Origin of the sequence: Streptomyces sp. TRM64462, assembly GCF_013362995.1 — a bacterium.
GTDB lineage: Bacteria > Actinomycetota > Actinomycetes > Streptomycetales > Streptomycetaceae > Streptomyces.
This window is the reverse complement of the sequence record NZ_JABWDV010000213.1, coordinates 1-18574: the sequence shown is the minus strand read 5'-3', so window position 1 is coordinate 18574 and position 18574 is coordinate 1. Positions and strand designations below refer to the sequence as shown.

15 protein-coding genes and 2 tRNA genes are annotated in these 18574 nt (G+C 72.4%); 13 read left to right on the top strand and 4 right to left on the bottom strand.

Annotation, left to right across the window (positions count from 1 at the left end):
- Positions 1 to 177 precede the first annotated feature (177 nt).
- A complete protein-coding gene (locus HTZ82_RS09745; RefSeq protein WP_175408916.1) occupies positions 178 to 1239 on the bottom strand; it encodes a M48 family metallopeptidase in 1062 nt (353 codons plus the stop codon).
- Positions 1240 to 1525: 286 nt separating this feature from the next.
- Here HTZ82_RS09745 and HTZ82_RS09740 point away from each other — a divergent pair, with 286 nt between their 5' ends.
- From HTZ82_RS09740 to HTZ82_RS09710, 7 genes are all read left to right on the top strand, one after another.
- On the top strand, positions 1526 to 1690 hold the full coding sequence (locus HTZ82_RS09740) for a hypothetical protein (RefSeq protein WP_175408915.1): 165 nt from the start codon (positions 1526 to 1528) through the stop codon (positions 1688 to 1690).
- A 56-nt stretch (positions 1691 to 1746) separates the two neighbouring features.
- Positions 1747 to 2367, top strand: coding sequence for a nicotinate-nucleotide adenylyltransferase (gene nadD, locus HTZ82_RS09735; protein ID WP_175408914.1), 621 nt, complete (start codon positions 1747 to 1749; stop codon positions 2365 to 2367).
- A gap of 19 nt (positions 2368 to 2386) precedes the next feature.
- Positions 2387 to 4156: an LCP family protein gene (locus tag HTZ82_RS09730; RefSeq protein ID WP_175408913.1), complete on the top strand. Its 1770-nt coding sequence runs from the start codon at positions 2387 to 2389 to the stop codon at positions 4154 to 4156.
- Positions 4157 to 4375: 219 nt separating this feature from the next.
- Positions 4376 to 4825 (top strand): ribosome silencing factor, encoded by a 450-nt coding sequence (gene rsfS / locus HTZ82_RS09725; protein ID WP_175408919.1) that lies wholly within the window; start codon positions 4376 to 4378, stop codon positions 4823 to 4825.
- The gene (locus HTZ82_RS09720) at positions 4822 to 5475 is read left to right on the top strand and encodes a histidine phosphatase family protein (protein WP_175408920.1); all 654 of its coding nucleotides are present in this window, start codon (positions 4822 to 4824) and stop codon (positions 5473 to 5475) included. Before rsfS ends, HTZ82_RS09720 begins: the two co-directional genes overlap by 4 nt.
- 151 nt (positions 5476 to 5626) lie before the next feature.
- Positions 5627 to 5699, top strand: a tRNA-Ala gene (locus tag HTZ82_RS09715).
- 274 nt (positions 5700 to 5973) lie between these two features.
- Entirely contained in the window at positions 5974 to 6207 is a 234-nt protein-coding gene (locus HTZ82_RS09710) for a hypothetical protein (protein WP_030494108.1), read from the top strand.
- On the opposite strand, the gene HTZ82_RS09705 is transcribed toward HTZ82_RS09710, so the two are convergent.
- A complete protein-coding gene (locus tag HTZ82_RS09705) occupies positions 6186 to 7463 on the bottom strand; it encodes a glycosyltransferase 87 family protein (RefSeq protein WP_309235391.1) in 1278 nt (425 codons plus the stop codon). The two genes, HTZ82_RS09710 and HTZ82_RS09705, sit on opposite strands and share 22 nt — an antisense overlap.
- Before the next feature lie 145 nt (positions 7464 to 7608).
- Here HTZ82_RS09705 and HTZ82_RS09700 point away from each other — a divergent pair.
- Positions 7609 to 7681, top strand: a tRNA-Ala gene (locus HTZ82_RS09700).
- A gap of 58 nt (positions 7682 to 7739) precedes the next feature.
- Here HTZ82_RS09700 and HTZ82_RS09695 read toward each other — a convergent pair.
- Both HTZ82_RS09695 and HTZ82_RS09690 read right to left on the bottom strand, forming a co-directional pair.
- Positions 7740 to 9326, bottom strand: coding sequence for an NADH-quinone oxidoreductase subunit NuoF family protein (locus HTZ82_RS09695; protein WP_175408912.1), 1587 nt, complete (start codon positions 9324 to 9326; stop codon positions 7740 to 7742).
- Positions 9323 to 10708, bottom strand: a complete 1386-nt coding sequence (locus tag HTZ82_RS09690; protein WP_175408911.1) for a ferric reductase-like transmembrane domain-containing protein — start codon at positions 10706 to 10708, stop codon at positions 9323 to 9325. Before HTZ82_RS09690 ends, HTZ82_RS09695 begins: the two co-directional genes overlap by 4 nt.
- A gap of 431 nt (positions 10709 to 11139) precedes the next feature.
- Between HTZ82_RS09690 and leuS the strand changes: the two genes are divergently transcribed.
- From leuS to HTZ82_RS09665, 5 genes are all read left to right on the top strand, one after another.
- Positions 11140 to 14013 (top strand): leucine--tRNA ligase, encoded by a 2874-nt coding sequence (gene leuS, locus HTZ82_RS09685; RefSeq protein ID WP_175408910.1) that lies wholly within the window; start codon positions 11140 to 11142, stop codon positions 14011 to 14013.
- Between the two features lie 125 nt (positions 14014 to 14138).
- Positions 14139 to 15017, top strand: a complete 879-nt coding sequence (locus tag HTZ82_RS09680) for a hypothetical protein (RefSeq protein ID WP_175408909.1) — start codon at positions 14139 to 14141, stop codon at positions 15015 to 15017.
- Between the two features lie 66 nt (positions 15018 to 15083).
- A complete protein-coding gene (locus HTZ82_RS09675; protein WP_175408908.1) occupies positions 15084 to 15929 on the top strand; it encodes a DegV family protein in 846 nt (281 codons plus the stop codon).
- A 543-nt stretch (positions 15930 to 16472) separates the two neighbouring features.
- Positions 16473 to 17174, top strand: coding sequence for a ComEA family DNA-binding protein (locus HTZ82_RS32900; protein WP_309235390.1), 702 nt, complete (start codon positions 16473 to 16475; stop codon positions 17172 to 17174).
- A 23-nt stretch (positions 17175 to 17197) separates the two neighbouring features.
- The coding region (locus HTZ82_RS09665; RefSeq protein WP_175408917.1) for a ComEC/Rec2 family competence protein at positions 17198 to 18574 on the top strand (1377 nt) is incomplete at its 3' end.

Sequence of the window (18574 nt, the reverse complement as noted above, 5' to 3'; positions counted from 1 at the left end):
GATTGCCGCGCGGCCGACGGAGCCGTGCCCCGCCCCGGCGGGTTGCCGGGAGGGCGACGGAGCCGCCCCCGCCCCACCCCGGCGGGTTGCCGGGCAGCGGAAGAGCCGCGCCCTGACCGCAGGGCGGGCGGGGCTCGACCGGCCGGCGGCCCCGGCCGCACGTAAGGGCGGTGTGGTTCAGCCCTCGCCGTTGTCCTTGGCGCCCGGGCGGGACGTGCCGCTGCCCGTGAACTTCTCGAAGAGCTTGCCGCCCAGGTCGCCCGCGCCGCCGGCTATGTCGCCGACCAGCTTCATCAGCGGATCCTTGCTGGTGCGCACCGTGTCCGCGTAGTGGCTCGCCGACTCACGGAAGGAGTCCGTCACCGACGTCTCCTTGTCGTCCGAGCGCCGCGGGTAGTGCCCGTCCATGATCCGCTGGTAGTCGCGGCTCTCCGCCCACTTCTTCAGCTCGGCCGCCCGCACCGTCGTGAACGGGTGGGAGCGCGGCAGCACGTTCATGATCTTCAGCACCGAGTCGCGCAGATCACCACCCGCCTCGTACTCCTCCGCCTGCGCGAGGAACGCGTCCACGTTCATCTCATGCAGATGGTGGCCGCCCGCCAGCTTCATCAGGCCGCGCATCGACGCCTGGAGGTCCTGGCCGACCAGCAGCCCCGCCCGGTCCGCCGACAGCTCCGACTTGCGGAACCACTCCCGCAGCGCCGTGACGATCGCCATGATCGCCACATTGCCGAGCGGGATCCACGCCACCTTCAGCGCCAGGCTGGTGAGGAACAGCAGCACCGTGCGGTAGACGGCGTGGCCGGACAGGGCATGGCCCGCCTCGTGGCCGACGACCGCCCGCATCTCCTCCTCGTCCAGCAGCTCCACCAGCCCCGTCGTGACCACGATGATCGGCTCGTCCAGGCCGATGCACATGGCGTTGGGCTTGGGGTCCTGCGTGACGTACATCGGCGGGACCTTCTCCAGGTCGAGGATGTAGCAGGCGTCCCGCAGCATCTCGTTCAGATGCGCGAACTGCGCGTCGCTCACCCGCACCGAGTCCGAGAGGTACAGCAGCCGCAGGCTGCGTTCCGGCAGCAGCCCGCTCAGGGCCTTGAACACGGTGTCGAAGCCGCTGAGCTTGCGCAGGGCGACGAGCGCCGAGCGGTCCGCCGGATGTTCGTAGGCGCGGGACGAGATGCCGGGGAAACGCGTACGCCGCCGGCTCGGCACGCTCTCGTGGCCGTTGTCTGTCATGGAAGCCCCCAGTTTCGTACGAGATCTGTCTCGTCCCCCTTGACGACGCCCAGCGTAGGCGCTGCCGACGCGGAACGCCGGGCCTGTGGACAACGGCCTGTGGACAACAGCCTGTGAACAGCCGGCCCCGGAGTGATCGCGGACGGATCGCGGAGGATCGGATCGCGAGGACGTCGTCAGGACATCGCAAGGACAACGACTGAGTCGGCGTGAGCGTGCCCGCAGCACCCGCATACGATGTGCGCGAAGTCTCCGCTCCGACTCCGACGGATAGGTCCCACAGAAGATGAGCAGCCTGAACTCCGCCGCCACCACCCTGGTCACGCTCGCCCAGGGCTCCGAGCACGGTGGCAACCACGAGAGCCTCAACCCCTACGTCACCGGCGGCGGTGCCCTCTTCGCGCTGCTCCTGCTGCTGTGGATCACCACCCGCTTCAACCGGGACCGCTGAGGCCGAGGCGAACGCCGGGACCGGGCCGCACCACCGTGCCGTTAGGCTCTGCACGCATGGGAGAGCAGGAAGTGCCGAGAAGTCCCGGCAAACGCCGCCTGGGCGTGATGGGCGGGACGTTCGACCCGATCCACCACGGACACCTGGTGGCCGCCAGCGAGGTGGCCGCCCTGTTCCACCTCGACGAGGTGGTGTTCGTACCGACCGGCCAGCCGTGGCAGAAGACGCACAAGACGGTCTCGCCGGCCGAGGACCGCTATCTGATGACGGTCATCGCCACCGCGTCCAACCCGCAGTTCTCGGTCAGCCGCATCGACGTCGACCGCGCCGGACCCACGTACACCATCGACACCCTGCGGGAACTGCACGCCCTCAATCCCGACACCGATCTGTTCTTCATCACCGGCGCCGACGCGCTCTCCCAGATCATGCCGGGCTGGCGCAACGCCGAGGAGCTGTTCTCGCTCGCCCACTTCATCGGGGTCACGCGCCCGGGCCACGACCTGTCGGACGACGGTCTGCCCAAGGGCGGGGTCTCCCTGGTCGAGGTGCCCGCGCTCGCCATCTCGTCGTCGGATTGCCGCGCAAGGGTCGCGCACGGCGATCCCGTCTGGTATCTGGTGCCGGACGGTGTGGTGCGCTACATCGCGAAGCGCCAGTTGTACCGCGGCGAGTGAGCCACGGAGAGGGGCACCGGTGAACGACCAGAACAACCCGTACGACCCGTACTATCCGCCGCAGCCGCAGCTCATCGGCTACGACGAGTACGGGCAGCCGGTGTACCAGCAGCCGCCGCAGCAACAGCAGCAGCACTACGACCCGTACACGTCCCCCCAGCAGCCCCAGCAGCCCCAGCCACAGGGCGACTACACGTACGGCTACGACCCGTACGCCCAGAATCAGCCGTACCAAGGTCAGCAACCCCAGCAGGGCGGCCCGAACCAGACGTACGGCTATGACGCCTACGCCGCCGGCTACGGCACCCAGCAGTGGCAGGACCAGCAGCCCGCACCGTCCGCTGCGGCCGCGCCCCCCGCGCCCCCCGCGCCCCCCGCGCCGCCCGCGCCCCCCGCCCAGGGCTCCGTACCCGAGCAGCGCCGCCCGGCCCCCGAGCCGCAGCCCGCCCGCCGGGAACCCCCGGTCGCGTCCGCCGCTCCCGTGCAGGGCAGGCGACCTGCCCCGGCACCCGGCGGCGGCGCGGGTGACGACTACCGCACCGAGCAGTTCTCCTTCGTCGAGGAGCCCGACGAGGACTCCGAAGACGTCATCGACTGGCTGAAGTTCACCGAGAGCCGCTCGGAGCGCCGTGAGGAGGCCAGGCGCCGCGGCCGCAACCGCGTCATCGCCCTGGTCGTCGTCCTGGCCGTGGCGCTCATCGGCGGCGCCGGCTACCTCTGGAGCGCCGGTCTGCTCCCCGGATTCTCGGAGGAGACGGTCCAGAAGGGCGGCGGCACGGCCACGGGCCCGCAGAAGCGGGACGTGATCGTGCTGCACCTGCACAACACCAAGGACGAGGGCACGTCCACCGCGCTCCTGGTCAACAACGCGACCACCAAGCAGGGCACCACCGTCCTGCTGCCCAACGCCCTGGCCGTGGCCAACGACGACGGAACGACGACCACGCTCGCCAAGTCCGTCGAGGACGACGGCTCCTCCGCCACCCGCGAGGCCATCGGCACCCTCCTCGGCACCAAGATCACCGGAACGTGGCGGCTCGACACCCCGTACCTGGAGAACCTCGTCGAGCTGGTCGGCGGCATCGACCTCACCACCGACGCGGAGGTGCCCGGCACCAAGAAGGGCGAGCCCCCGCTGGTCGAGAAGGGCGAGAACCAGACGCTCAACGGGCGTATGGCCGTCGCGTACGCCACGTACCGGGGCCCGGGCGAGGCCGAGGCCCAGCAGCTCCAGCGGTTCGGCCAGGTCGTGCACGGCGTCCTGCGCAAGCTGTCGGACGACCCCAAGAACGCCACCATGACGATCCAGTCCCTGGCCCAGATCCTGGACCCGTCCCTGCCGGAGAAGGACCTGGGCGCCTCGCTCGCCAAGCTGGCCGAGCACGCCAAGGTCGGCAACTACAAGACGGCGCTGCTGCCCGTGCAGGGCGACGGCAGGCTCACCGAGGAGGCCACCGGAAGCGTGGTCAAGGACATCCTCGGCGGCTCCGTCAGCGCACCCGAGCAGGGCTCGACGGTACGGGTCGGCGTCCGGAACGCCACCGGGAACGACGACGCCACGGAATCGGCGCGCATCGTCCTGGTCAACGGCGGCTACTCCGTCATCGACGGCGGCAAGGCCGACCGCGAGTCCACATCCGAGGTCCTGTACGCCGACGAGGCACAGAAGGCCAAGGCCGAGGAGGTCGCCAAGACCCTCGGGCTGCCCGCGCGTGCCGTCCAGAAGGGCGAGGCCTCCGCGAACGCGGACGTGACCGTCGTCCTCGGCGAGGACTACAAGATCAAGTAGAGCGCTGCTCGGAGCGGCCCCCGTGAGGGGGTCGCCCGGAGCCCGTGAGGGGGTCGCCCGGAGCCCGTGACGGGCCGCCCGGAGCCCGTGAGGCGGTCGCCCGGAGCGGCGCCCGGCCCCCATGACCCGCGCGATCATGGGGGCCGGAAACGATTTGCCGGGCCTTCAACGGCACGTGAGACCCTTGAGACGTACTTGACCGCCGACGAAAGCCTGCATGTGACCGCCACCGACCGATCCATCGAGCTCGTGAACGCCGCCGCACAGGCGGCAGCCGACCGGCTCGCGCACGACATCATCGCCTACGACGTCAGCGACGTGCTGTCGATCACCGACGCCTTCCTGCTCGCCTCCGCCCCCAGCGACCGCCAGGTCAAGTCGATCGTCGACGAGATCGAGGAGCGGCTCCTCAAGGAGCTCGGCGCCAAGCCCGTGCGCCGCGAGGGCGACCGCGAGGCCCGCTGGGTGCTCCTGGACTACGTCGACATCGTCGTCCACGTCCAGCACTCCGAGGAGCGGGTCTTCTACGCGCTGGAGCGGCTCTGGAAGGACTGCCCCGAGCTGCCGCTGCCCGAGGACGCCAAGAACACCCGCGGCAAGGCCGCCGAGCACGCCCGGCTCACCGGCGCCGACGGTTCCGGCCCGGACACGGACGGTGAGCTGCGCTGAGCGGTGGCAAGGGCGGCAGGGGCCGCCGCATCGTCCTCTGGCGCCACGGTCAGACCTCCTGGAACCTGGAACGCCGCTTCCAGGGCAGTACGGACATCGAGCTCACCGAGACCGGTCTCGCCCAGGCGCGCCGGTCCGCCCGGCTGCTCGCGGCGCTCAAGCCGGACGCGATCATCGCGTCGGACCTCAAGCGGGCCGCGGCCACGGCCGCCGAGCTCGCCGCGATCACCGGCCACCCGGTCGGCCACGACGCCGCGCTCCGCGAGACCTACGCGGGTGTCTGGCAGGGTCTGACGCACGAGGAGATCATCGCCCGCCACGGCGACGAGTACCGGGCGTGGAAGCGCGGCGAGCCGGTCCGGCGCGGCGGCGGCGAGCTGGAGACCGAGGTCGCCGACCGTGCCGCGCCCGTGGTGCTGGAGCACGCCGAGAAGCTGCCCGAGGAGGGCACCCTCGTCGTGGTCAGCCACGGCGGCACGATCCGCACCACCATCGGCCGGCTCCTCGGCCTGGAGGCGCACCACTGGGAGAGCCTGGGCGGGCTGTCCAACTGCTGCTGGTCCGTCCTGGGCGAGGGCGCCCGCGGCTGGCGGCTCCTGGAGCACAACGCAGGCACGCTCCCCGAGCCGGTGCTCGGCGACGACGACTGAGCGGCCGCCTACGCGCGCGGAGCGACCGCGTACGCAGGCAAGGGGCGGCCGTCGGAGGGCCGCGGAGGAGGGCCCGAACCCGGATTTCACTTTCGGGCAGGTGACAGGCTAAAGTTCTTCTTGTTCGCAGCGCGGAGCGCGAAGAACACGAGGGGCTATAGCTCAGTTGGTAGAGCGCCTGCATGGCATGCAGGAGGTCAGGAGTTCAATTCTCCTTAGCTCCACAGTCACCGAATCCCGTCCCCACCAGGGGGCGGGATTTCTGTTTGCGACGCCTTCCGGCGCCGTCCCGAGCCTGCTGAAGCCTGTCGGAACCGGTCGGCCCACCCGCTGCCGCCCGGCGGGCGCCATGGCAGAATCGGACGGCCGGAGGGGGCGTCGGACCGGACGGGAGGGATGTGTGGGATGTGCGGTTCCTCACACGTCGCCCGGATGTTCGGTGACGACGGTGACGTGTCCCGTCTCCGCACGTCCTGCGGCCACAGCTGGAGCTGAGTGATGGGTGCACACAGGCGCAAGTGTGACTGGTGCGGCAGCGGTACGCCGATCGTCCGCGACATGGATCCGGTCAACCCGGACTACCAGTACTGGTGCGAGGAATGCGCACGGGCGCTGATCATAAAAGGCGACCCCATCGAGACGTACCGGGAGCTCGAAGGGGAGCCGATCTACGGGCGCCTCCTCGACGAGCACTGCACCCTCAAACGCTTCTACTCCTTCGCCACCGCCTGACGAGCAGGCCGCCACGCACCGCGCCTCCTGAGGGCCGGCACACCCAGCGCCGCCAACAGACCGAGACCCAGCAGCGTGTAGAGACCCGACAGCAGCATCTGCCCCGCGTTCTGGTGGAGTTCGAGCCGTATCGGCGCCGGCGCGTGCGGCACCCACCACAGCGCGAACGAGGCGAACACCAGCCCTGCCACGACCGTCCATACCGCCCGCGCCCTGGCCGTCAGCAGCACCAGCGTCGGCACACACCACACCCAGTGGTGCGACCAGGAGATCGGACTGACCAGCAGCGCCGTCGTCGCACACGCCACCACCGCCACCGGCCGGTCCCCGCGCAGCGCCGCCCGCACCGCGACGGCCAGCCCCGCCGCGGCCACCAGGGCCGCCGCGACCAGCCACCAGACACCCGGGTCGGTCGTGTGCAGCAGCCGCGCCAGCACACCGCTCAGCGACTGGTTGGCCGTCTCCTCGGTGCGGCCGACCCGGCTCGTCTCGAAGATCATCTCGGTCCAGAACCGGCGTGAGTCGTACGGCAGGACGACCGCCGACGCCACAGTCACCGCCAGGAACGTCCCCGTCGCCCGGACGACCCGCCGCAGCGCGTCGTTCCACCACGGATTCCAGCCGCACCTACGCGCGCGTGCCACGCCGATCAGCAGCAGCATCACCACGAAGAGGCCCGGCGTCAGTTTGATCGCCGTGGCCAGGCCGATGCCCACCCCCGCCCAGCGGCTCTGCTCCCGGCGGGTCAGATCCCACATCACGGCCGTCGCCGTGAGGAGGTTGATCTGCCCGTACCGGAACGTCTGCCACACCGGCTCGCACCACACCAGGACCGCCGCCAGCCACAGCGCGGCGCCCGGCCGCTCCAGGAACGCGGCGCTCGCCCGGGCCCGGACCAGCGGCCCCGACGCGACCAGGCGCAGCGACAGCTGCACCAGCGCCACCAGCAGCACCAGGTTCCCGGCCGTGGCCAGGGCCCGCATCTCCGGGACACCGACGAGCGTCAGCGGCGTGAACAGCAGCGCGGCGAACGGCGGGTACGTCGTCGGCAGGTTCGCCGACGTGGCACGCATCGCGTACAGGTCGCCGCCCGCCAGCACCGTCTCACCCTCGGCCCGGTACACCGACAGGTCCAGCATGTTGACGTGGGCCGCGCGCTGCGCCACCCAGAAGGCCACGAAGGAGAGCAGACAGGCCGACAGGGCTGCCAGGGGCAGGCTCCGCAGGCGGGTCTGCGCGGTCATGGTCACGGTCACAGGCGCTGACGCTACCTGCCCCGTACGACGGCCGAGCGGGGGTCCGGCAAACGATTTGGTGATTCCCCGGGAGGACCGTGTAATGTTCTCTGTGTCGCCGCGAGGGAAGCCCAAGGGAAGGCCCGAGCAAGGCGACACACCGCAAGGGGCTATAGCTCAGTTGGTAGAGCGCTTGCATGGCATGCAAGAGGTCAGGAGTTCAATTCTCCTTAGCTCCACAGGACAAGGAAGCGGGCCATCCGGATCGGATGGCCCGCTTTCGTCGTACGGTGCCGCTCAACTCCGTCCGCTGCCCAGCGCCTTACGGGTCACCACCGGCAGGGCGGGACGTTCCTTCGGCGCCGCACCGGCCGTCTGCTCCAGCCGCAGCGCCAGCGCGGGACAGCGCCGCACGGCACGCTGCGCCCGCCCCCGCAGATGAGTGGGCACCGCGGCCTCCGCGAGCACCGGGAAGCCGTCGGGGCCCATACGGATCAGCTCGGGCACGATGTCCGCGCACAGCCCGTGGCCCTGGCACAGCGTCCAGTCCACGGCGAGGGCCTCCCCGCTCGGGATGGATTCCTCGGCCTCCTGGTAGCCCGGCGAAGGCAGCGGCAGCACACCCGTCGTCGGACGCCCGCAGCCCCCGTCCAGCACATGCGCGGCCAGATCGTCCGTGAACGCCGACAGCGTCGACGAGAAGAACCGCGCCGAGCCGTCCGGATGCTTGCACGCCCCGCGGCCCTTCACGGCCTGCACGACCTCCCGCAGCGCCTCCAGCGCGGCCGGACCGCCCCCGTTCAGCACGTCCGACAGACCGCCCGCCGCCGCGGGCAGACCGAGCCGGCACGGCCCGCACTGGCCGGCCGTCTCCGCGGCGAGCCAGTTCGCCACGCGCTGTGCCTCGCCCAGCGGACACGTCTCAGGCCCGATCGGCAGGATCGCCCCGGCGCCCAGCGAGCCGCCCACGGCCGCCAGGGACGCCCGCGACACCACGGAACCGTCCACGGCCGCCGCGTCGATCCAGTTGCCGTGGTAGCCACCCGTCAGCACGCCCTGCGGCACCGGCGGAGCGCCCGCGAGCTGCAGCACGTACCGCAGGGGCACCCCCGTCGGGACCTCCAGCACCATGGGGCGCGCCACCGCACCCGACAGCGTCAGCAGGACGGTGCCGGGCTCCCCGTCCAGGCCCGCGTGCGCGTACCGATGGGCGCCGATCCGGGCCGCGACGGCGAGCTGGGCGAACGTCTCCGCGTTCGACAGGAGCGTCGGCGCGCCGCCCACGCCCGACTCGGAGGCGCGCTCACGCCGCCCCGGCGGCAGCGCGGGACCGCCGCCGATGGCGCGGATCACAGCCGACGCCTCACCCGACACCATGCGCTCCGGAGTGCGGACGACACGCGCGCGTAGCTGTTGCCCTCGCCGGTCCGACAGTCCGCGCTCGGCCAGCGCCGCCCGTATGGAGACCTCGGTGGAGTTACGGGTCACGGCCACGACCAGGGTGCGCGCGCCGAGCGCCTCGGCCGCCAGCAGCGCGCCGTCCAGGATGAGGTGCGGGGCCCGGTTGAGCAGCACGGTGTCCTTGCGGCAGGCCGGTTCCCCCTCACTGCCGTTGACCACCACGACCGGCCGCACCCCGCGCCGGATCGCCGCCTCCGCCACGGCCCGCAGCTTCCGCGCGAAGGGGAAGCCCGCGCCGCCGCGGCCGCGCAGCGAGACGCCGTCGGCGAGCTGCGCCAGCCGCTCCCCGGCGATCGGTTCGAGCGGACCGTGCACCTTCAGGTGCATCGACAGGTCCAGCCGCTCCACCAGGTCGAAGCCCTGGGTGAGCTGGGGGAGGCCGACGACGCGGACTTCGGGGACGTCGGGGAGCGGGGCGTTCACGGGCGGTCTCCTGCGGGTGCGGTCCACGGCTCGCCGGCCGCCGGGCGCTGGAACGGGCCTGGCCTCGGCCCGCCGGCCGGCTCGTCCGTGTGGTACGCAGACGAGACCGGAGTTTGCTCAGGTGACGCGTACGGGGGCGCCGTCGGGCCCTCCGCCGACGTGGCCGTGCCCGTGGTCACGTCTGTGGTCATACCTGTGGTCACGCCTGTGGTCGTGGCCCCGGGCGGAACGTACGCGCGCGAAGAGGGCGAAGAGGGGGACGGCGCGGGCGGCGGCGGTGACGGCGTGGGCCAGTAGCCGGGCCGTACGGTCTGTTCCTCGGTGACGGCGGGAAGTTCCTCCGTCATAGGCACACGCTCGGCGAACGGGATCTCCTGGGTGGGGTCGCCGGCCGTCGTCGCGCCGTCGGGCGCGCCCGGGGCGCCGGAGCCGCTGCCCAGGGACACGGCACGGTACGCGGCGGAAATGCCGGCCCCACGCGCGCGTGCGGGGCGTTCCCACCCCGGGCGCTCCCGGCTGAGGGGGTCCTCCCTGCGGGTCTCCTGCTCGTACGGGTGCGGGCGCGGCGCCTCCGCCAGGTCGTACGCGGCCATGCCCGGGGTGCCCGGCAGCGGAGCCGTCGCGGGATCACGCCGCGCACGCCCCCGCCCCCGGGCCCGTACGGCGGCCCCGGAGCCCTCCGCGCCCGGGCCCACGAGCGCGAGCACCTGCTCGGCCACCTGCTGCCGCAGCGGGCCCGGCAGCAGCCGTACGGACACGGCGGCGGCGACACCGGCCAGCGCCAGGCAGTACAGGGCGACCACCCAGCCGGCCGCCGGGCGGCCCGCGTACAGGCCGTGGATCAGCGCCGCGCACCAGGCCGGGTACGCCAGCATGTGCAGCGGCCGCCAGCGGGCCGCTATGCCGCCGCGTCCCGCCAGGGTGCTGCGCAGCGCCCCCGTGGACGCCGCGACCACCATCAGCAGGCCGGCGAGCGACCCGAAGCCTATGAGGCCCGCCGTGCCCGTGATGCCGAGCCCGAACGGTATGAGGGCGCCTATGAGCTCGACGTGCCCGAGGGACACCTTGACCGTGCCGTGCAGCAGGAGGAACCCGAGCGACGCGACGGCGGTGCCCCGGTGGATGCCCTGGGCCAGCAGCCGCTGCCGGGGCGTGAGCAGGAGCCGGTCGGTGGCGACGAGCGCCCAGGCGACGGACGCCGTCAGCGACACGAGCGCCAGAACGCCGGTGCCGAAATCCAGGAACTCGCGGAAACCGTCGCTTCCGCCGACGGCCAGGAGCGGGAGGAGAACCAGAGCGGCCGCGTACAACCCGCCCTGTACCGGCCGACTGAGGCCCGCCTTCTCGGCGGGGGAAGAACGGATCTTGCGATGAGGGGTCATGGGCGACTCCGAATGGTGCGGATGGGGTCCCGTTCGCGCATGCTAGGGCTGCGCATACCGGTGAGTACGGCGTTTGACGCTTTAGGTGTTCGACTGGCCGACAACTGACTCGGGGGTTGCCCGGGAACGCGCCGATACGCCGAGTAACCCGCCCCGTCCGCGTAGTGCGACGGTTACGCGACAGGCCGTGTCCACCCCTCGGGACGGCTCGGTGCGGCGCGTAGGGGGCCTGCGGTACTCTGACGCCATGCGTGCCGTACGCCTTCTGCTTAGCGAGCCGCGCTGATCAGTGCCGACGGATGAAGAAATCCGGTCGGAATCGGCGCGGCGTCCCCTCCTGTGCGAGGGGCTTTTTCATTTCGCCGCGCCGACGGAATCAGTGCGCGGCAGCGGCGGCCTGGCAGAGACGATCGATGGAGCTTCAGAGGATCATGACCGAGACGAATTCGGCTGCCGAGACGGCGGCCCCGCATCGTTATACGGCGGCCATGGCGGCCGACATCGAGGCACGCTGGCAGGACTTCTGGGACGCGGAAGGCACCTACGCCGCACCCAACCCGAGCGGTGACCTGGCGGGCGACCCGGAGATCGTCGCCCGGCCCAAGAAGTTCATCATGGACATGTTCCCGTACCCGTCGGGTGCGGGCCTGCACGTCGGCCACCCGCTGGGCTACATCGCCACCGACGTGTACGCCCGCCACCAGCGCATGACCGGGCACAACGTCCTGCACACCCTGGGCTTCGACGCGTTCGGCCTGCCCGCCGAGCAGTACGCCGTGCAGACCGGCACGCACCCGCGCGTGTCGACCGAGGCCAACATCGTGAACATGAAGGCCCAGCTGCGCCGACTGGGCCTGGGCCACGACAAGCGCCGGTCGTTCGCCACGATCGACCCGGACTACTACAAGTGGACCCAGTGGATCTTCCTGCAGATCTTCAACTCCTGGTACGACCACGACGCGAAGAAGGCCCGCCCGATCGCCGACCTGGTCGCCCAGTTCGAGAACGGTGAGCGGCCCGTTCCCGGCACCACGCGCGCGTGGAGCGAGCTGAGCACCGCCGAGCGCGCCGACGTACTGGGCGAGTTCCGCCTGGCGTACGCCTCCGACGCCCCGGTCAACTGGTGCCCCGGCCTGGGCACCGTCCTGGCCAACGAGGAGGTCACCGCCGACGGCCGCTCCGAGCGCGGCAACTTCCCCGTCTTCAAGGCGAAGCTGCGCCAGTGGAACATGCGCATCACGGCCTACGCCGACCGGCTGCTGGAGGACCTGGACGCGCTGGACTGGCCCGAGGCCATCAAGCTGCAGCAGCGCAACTGGATCGGCCGCTCCGAGGGCGCCCGCGTCGACTTCCCCGTCGGCGACGACGCCATCACCGTCTTCACCACCCGTCCCGACACCCTGTTCGGCGCCACCTACATGGTGCTGGCCCCCGAGCACGACCTGGTCGACAAGATCGTCCCGGAGGCCTGGCCGGCGGGCACCCAGGCGCTGTGGACCGGCGGCCACGCCAGCCCGGCCCTGGCGGTCGACGCGTACCGCAAGCAGGCCGCCGCCAAGTCCGACGTCGAGCGGCAGGCCGAGGCCAAGGAGAAGACCGGCGTCTTCACGGGCGCGTACGCCGTCAACCCGGTCAGCGGCGAGCAGGTCCCCGTCTTCATCGCCGACTACGTCCTGATGGGCTACGGCACCGGCGCCATCATGGCCGTCCCCGCCCACGACACCCGCGACTTCGCCTTCGCGCGCGCCTTCGACCTGCCGATGAGCTGCGTCGTCGAGCCGACGGACGGCCGCGGCACCGACCCGGCCGCATGGGACGACGCCTTCGACTCGTACGACGCGAAGATCATCAACTCGGCCAACGACGATGTGTCCCTGGACGGCCTGGGCGTCGCCGACGCCAAGGCGAAGGTCACGCAGTGGCTGGAGGCCCGCGGCATCGGCGAGGGCACCGTCAACTTCCGGCTGCGCGACTGGCTGTTCAGCCGCCAGCGGTACTGGGGCGAGCCCTTCCCGATCGTCTACGACGAGGACGGCATCGCCCACCCGCTGCCCGAGTCGATGCTGCCCCTGGAGCTGCCCGAGGTCGACGACTACGCGCCGCGCACCTTCGACCCGGACGACGCCGACACGCAGCCCGAGACCCCGCTGTCCCGCAACGAGGACTGGGTCAACGTCACCCTGGACCTGGGCGACGGCGCTGGTCCGCGAAGGTACCGCCGCGAGACCAACACCATGCCCAACTGGGCCGGTTCGTGCTGGTACGAGCTGCGTTACCTGGACCCGCACAACAGGGACAAGCTGGTCGACCCGGACATCGAGCGGTACTGGATGGGCCCGCGCGACGGCATGCCGCACGGCGGTGTCGACCTGTACGTGGGCGGCGCCGAACACGCCGTACTGCACCTGCTGTACGCCCGGTTCTGGTCCAAGGTCCTCTACGACCTGGGGCACGTCTCGTCCGCCGAGCCGTTCCACCGGCTGTTCAACCAGGGCATGATCCAGGCGTACGTGTACCGCGACGCCCGCGGTATCGCCGTACCGGCCACCGAGGTCGAGGAGCGCGACGGCACCTTCTGGTACCAGGGCGAGAAGGTCAGCCGCGTCCTGGGCAAGATGGGCAAGTCCCTGAAGAACGCGGTCACGCCGGACGAGATCTGCGTCGAGTACGGTGCCGACACACTGCGCCTGTACGAGATGGCCATGGGCCCCCTGGACGTCTCCCGCCCCTGGGACACGCGCGCGGTGGTGGGCCAGTTCCGGCTGCTGCAGCGGCTGTGGCGCAACATCGTCGACGAGGCCACCGGCGAGGTCACCGTTGTCGACGGCGAGCCCGACGAGGACACGCTGCGGGCCCTGCACAAGGCCATCGACGGCGTCGCGCAGGACATGGCCGCGCTGCGTTTCAACACCGCCATCGCGAAGATCACCGAGCTGAACAACCACCTGACCAAGACCGGCGGCCCGGTGTCCCGTCCGGTCGCCGAGCGGCTGGTCCTGCTGGTCGCGCCGCTGGCCCCGCACATCGCCGAGGAGCTGTGGCGCAAGCTGGGCCACACCGACTCCGTGGTCCACCAGGCCTTCCCGGTCGCCGACCCGGCGTACGTCGTCGACGAGACCGTGACCTGCGTCGTGCAGATCAAGGGCAAGGTCAAGGCGCGCCTGGAGGTCTCCCCGTCCATCACGGACGCGGAGCTGGAGGCCCTGGCACTGGCCGAGCCGGCCGTCGTCGCCGCGCTGGGCGGGGCGGGCATCCGCAAGGTGATCGCCCGCGCGCCGAAGCTGGTGAACATCGTCCCGGCGTAACCGGGTCCCCGCACTGGTCGCGGGCCCCGGTTTTTCCCCTACGGGCAGGTTGGGGGTTCTGATGGAACCCCCAACCTGCCCGCTCCGTTTACCGTGGAGATGTACAACGACACCGAGGGGACTTCATGGAGACCGCGATCCTGATTCTGGCGCTGCTCTTTGTCGCCTTCGTCGCTCTCGGCGTGTATGTGAGCGTGAAGGTGATCGGAGCCGCCAAACGCGGGGTCGACCGGACCATCACGCAGGCCAGGCGCACCGTCGAGGACACCACCCTGCGCGCCAAGAGCTACGGGCAGGGCGGCGTCGCGGGCGAGATCGCGCAGTTGCGGCTGTCCCTGCGGACCTCCATGCGGGCCACCCAGGACGCCCTGGAAGCGGGCGCGGCCGACGATGCGTCGCTGAAGGAGTCCCTCGAACTGTTCCGGCAGCTCAGCGCCCACGGTCACGAACTGAACGACCAGCTGAAGCGGATGGAGCGGGACCCCGACAAGGCGCGGGTCGCCGAACGCCTGGACGACGTCCGTGAGCGCACACGGCGCATCACGGAGTCGGCCGACTCGCTGCGCTGGGCCGCCCGGGACCGGGCGAGGAAGTTCGCCGAGGACGAGCTGGACGTGCTGAGCGCGCAGATCGACATGGAGGCGGGCGCCCTGCGCCACTGGTCCGAGCCGGCGGCCGAGCCTTCGGAGGCGCGGACCGAGGCGCCCGAGACGCAGCGCGACCGGACGCAGGTGTCCTGGCCCACCGCGCCTGCCGCGCAGGCCCAGGCGGCCGACCACGTCTGGCCGGAGGGCGATGCCGGGCAGGGCGGGAGCGCGGGTCAGGGCGGGAGCGCAGCTCAGGACGGGAATTCCGGGCAGGACAGGAACTCCCGGCAGGACAGGAACTCCGGGCAGGGCGGGGACGCGGAGGGGGACGGCCCGCGGGCGATCACGGCTCGGGATCCCCGGCTGGACGTCGGCTACCCGTGGCAGAAGTCGGCGCGGCCCGAGAGCTCCAACTGACCCGGCGCGGCGAGCGGACACGGGCCGGGCTGCCCTCGGACGCCGCCTGCGGGTAACCTCCGGGGCATGTCCCGGCATGTCGCGATCGTCACCGATTCAACGGCCTACCTGCCGCCGCACACGATGGAGCGGCACGGTATCACCGCGGTGCCGCTGACCGTCGTCCTCGGCGACCGGGCTCTTGAGGAAGGCACCGAGATCTCGGCGCGCTCCCTGGCCGAAGCGCTGCAGAGACGACGCCCCGTCACCACGTCGCGGCCCAGCCCCGAGACGTTCGCCGCGCACTACCGAAGGCTCGCGGACGACGGAGCCGCCGGCATCGTCTCGCTGCACCTGTCGGCCGAACTGTCCGGTACGTACGAGGCCGCCCTGCTGGCCGCCCGCCAGGCGCCGGTTCCGGTACGGGTTGTCGACACCGGGATGGTCGCGATGGCACTCGGCTTCTGCGCCCTGGCGGCGGCGGAGGCGGTGCAGGCCGGCTCCACGATCGACGAGGCCGTGGCCGCCGCGGAAAAGCGCGCCGCCGGGACGGCCGCCTACTTCTACGTCGACACCCTGGACTATCTGCGCCGAGGCGGGCGCATCGGCGCGGCCCGCGCCCTGCTGGGCTCGGCCCTGGCCGTGAAACCCCTGCTGGAGCTGACCGGCGGGTGCATCGAGCCGCGCGAGAAGGTACGCACCGCGTCGAGGGCCATCGCCCGGCTGGAGGAGATCGCCGTCGAGCGTGCGGGCGTCAGCCCCGTGGACATCGCCGTGCACCATCTGGCCGCCGCAGAGCGGGCCGACACCCTCGCGGAGCATCTGCGGCAGCGCGTCCCCGGCCTGACGGACCTTCATGTCAGCGAAGTGGGCGCGGTGATCGGGGCGCACACGGGGCCGGGGCTGCTGGGCGTCGTCGTCTCACAGCGCTGACGCACGGTTCGTTCACCCGGTCCGGCTCGCCATCACCCTGGAGGGTGGCCGGGTTTTCCACAAGTCCCGTGTTATCCACGGAAATACGGGCGTCTCAGCAGAAACGGGCGGATGTGCCTAACGTGCTGTGACATGACGAGTCGAACACACTCCGTGATCTCTGCTGTACGCCCCCGTGCCAGGTCCGCCGCCGCGACGAGCGGACCCGGCAGGGCGCCAGGAACCGACGGCCGCGTGCGGACGCGGGTACGCGGCCGGGCGCGGGGGAGGCACCGCGCCTCGGCCCGGGCCACGCCCGCGTCGTCGGCCGCAGGAGCGGCGACCCCTGCGGACGTCCGGCTGCGCGCCGACGCCCTGTTGGCCGGGACCGATCCTCCGCCGCCGCCACCCGACGGCGCGGCTGCGATTCCCTCGGCACCGGCGGTTCCGCCGCCCGCGCCGCCGTCGGGGGAGCCGGCCATTCCGTCGCCTCCTGGGAGGTGGGAGCGGTGGCGGCTGGCGGGGCGGGAGCGGTTGCCGCTGTGGCTGCAGAGCCGGTGCGGGATGGAACGGCGGACGCTGGCCGCTCTCACGGTCGTCCTGCTCGTGGCCGTCGTGCTCGCCGGGCGGTACTTCTGGGTGGGCCGCCCCGAGGCCGTGCGCCCCCCGGACGTGGTCGGGCACGCGCTGCCTGCCGCGACGCCCACGCCGACGACAGAGACGGCCGAGGGCGAGGAGCCGAAGCCGCCCGGCATGCCTCAGCCGGGGCCGAAGGGATCGGGACCTCCCGGACCGGGCGGGCCCGGGGCCGGTGCGCCGACGCCGATGGTCGTCGTCGACGTGAGCGGCAAGGTGCTGAAGCCGGGGGTGCTGCGGCTGCCGGCCGGTGCGCGGGTCGTGGACGCGCTGCACGCGGCGGGCGGTGTCCGGCCGGGGACGGACGTGACGGGGCTCAACCGGGCGCGGGTGCTGGTGGACGGCGAACACGTCGTGGTGGGCGTACCCGGCGTGGCCGGTGGCGTCCCCACTCCGGCCGCGGGGCAGGCAGCCGTGGGCGGTCCGTTCGCGGCGGCCGGGCCGATCAGTCTCAACAGCGCGACCGTGGAGCAGCTCGACACCCTGCCGGGCGTCGGTCCCGTTCTCGCCCGGCAGATCATCGAGCACCGCACACGGCACGGAGGGTTCCGGTCGGTCGACGAGCTGCGCGAGGTGCGGGGCATCGGTGACCGCCGGTTCGCCGACCTGCGGCCGCTCGTACGGCCATGACAGCCACGACAGCCATGACGGCGATGAACGCTGCGACGGCGGCGCTGCCCGCGCCCTCGCCCGGCGCCGCGCACGCCAGCCCCGGAAGCGGGCGGGCGACAGGTGAGCGGGCGCCCGAAGGGCCGGTCGACCTGCGGCTCGTAGCGCCGGGGCTGGCCGCCTGGGGCGCGGCGGCGCTCGCGCTGGGCGCCCCGGGCGGCTGGACGGCAGTGGGCGTCGCCCTCTGCGGCACGGCCGCGGGCCTCCTGCTCCTGGCCGGGCGCGGGACCGCTCGACGGCGGGCCGGGCCACGGGCCGGGCGGTGGCGGGGCAACGCCGTAGCGGGGGCGGCGGTGCTGCTGGGCGCGGCGGCCGGGGCGGCATCGGCGGGCCTCCATGGGGCTGACCTGAAGCGGGGACCCGTTCCGGGGCTGGCTGAGGAGCATGCGCGCGTCGTCGCGGAGGTGACCGTCACCGCCGATCCCCGGCCGAGCCTGCCGAAGGCGAGCGGTCACCGTGCCGCGCCCGCGTCGGCCGTGCTGAACGTCCAGGTGACGCGCGTGACGGCGCCCGACGGGGCCGTGACGCGGGTACGGACGCCCGTGCTGGTGATCGCCCGGCTCGGGGAGGACGGGCAGCACCGCGACGCGTGGCTGCGGCTGCTGCCCTCCACCCGGCTCCGGGTCACCGGGCGGCTCGCCCTGCCGCAGCGGTCCGGCGACCCGTTCGCCGCCGTGCTGTACGCCGACACGGGACCGCCCCGCGTCACCGGCCCGCCGACCGCCCTCCAGCACACGGCCGGCGAACTCCGCGAAGGGCTGCGGGCGGCGACCGACGGGCTGCCGCCGGACGCCCGGGCGCTGCTGCCCGGCCTGGTCGTCGGTGACACGTCCCGGATCCCGCATGACCTGCGCACGGCGTTCGAGGCCACCGACCTGACCCATCTGCTCGCCGTGTCGGGCAGCAACCTCTCCATCGTGTTGCTGCTCCTCATCGGGCCCGCCGGGACCGCGCTGAGCGCAGAGCGTGGCGGCCTCGCGCCCCGGCTGGGCATCCCGCTGCGGGCGACGGCGCTGCTGGGCGGGGGACTCGTCCTGGCGTTCGTCGTGGTGTGCCGCCCTGAGCCGAGCGTGCTGCGCGCGGCCGCCTGCGGGTCCGTCACGCTGCTCGCCATCGGGACCGGACGGCGCAGATCGCTGCTCCCCGCGCTGGCCGCCGCGGTCCTGCTGCTGGTGCTGTACGAGCCGTGGCTGGCGCGCAGTTACGGGTTCCTGCTCTCCGTCCTGGCCACGGGCGCCCTGCTGACCGTCGCCCCGCGCTGGAGCGCCGCGCTCCAGGCCCGGAGGGTGCCGCCGCGCATCGCGGAGGCGCTCGCCGCGGCGGCCGCGGCCCAGGCGGTGTGCGCACCGGTGGTGGCCGTC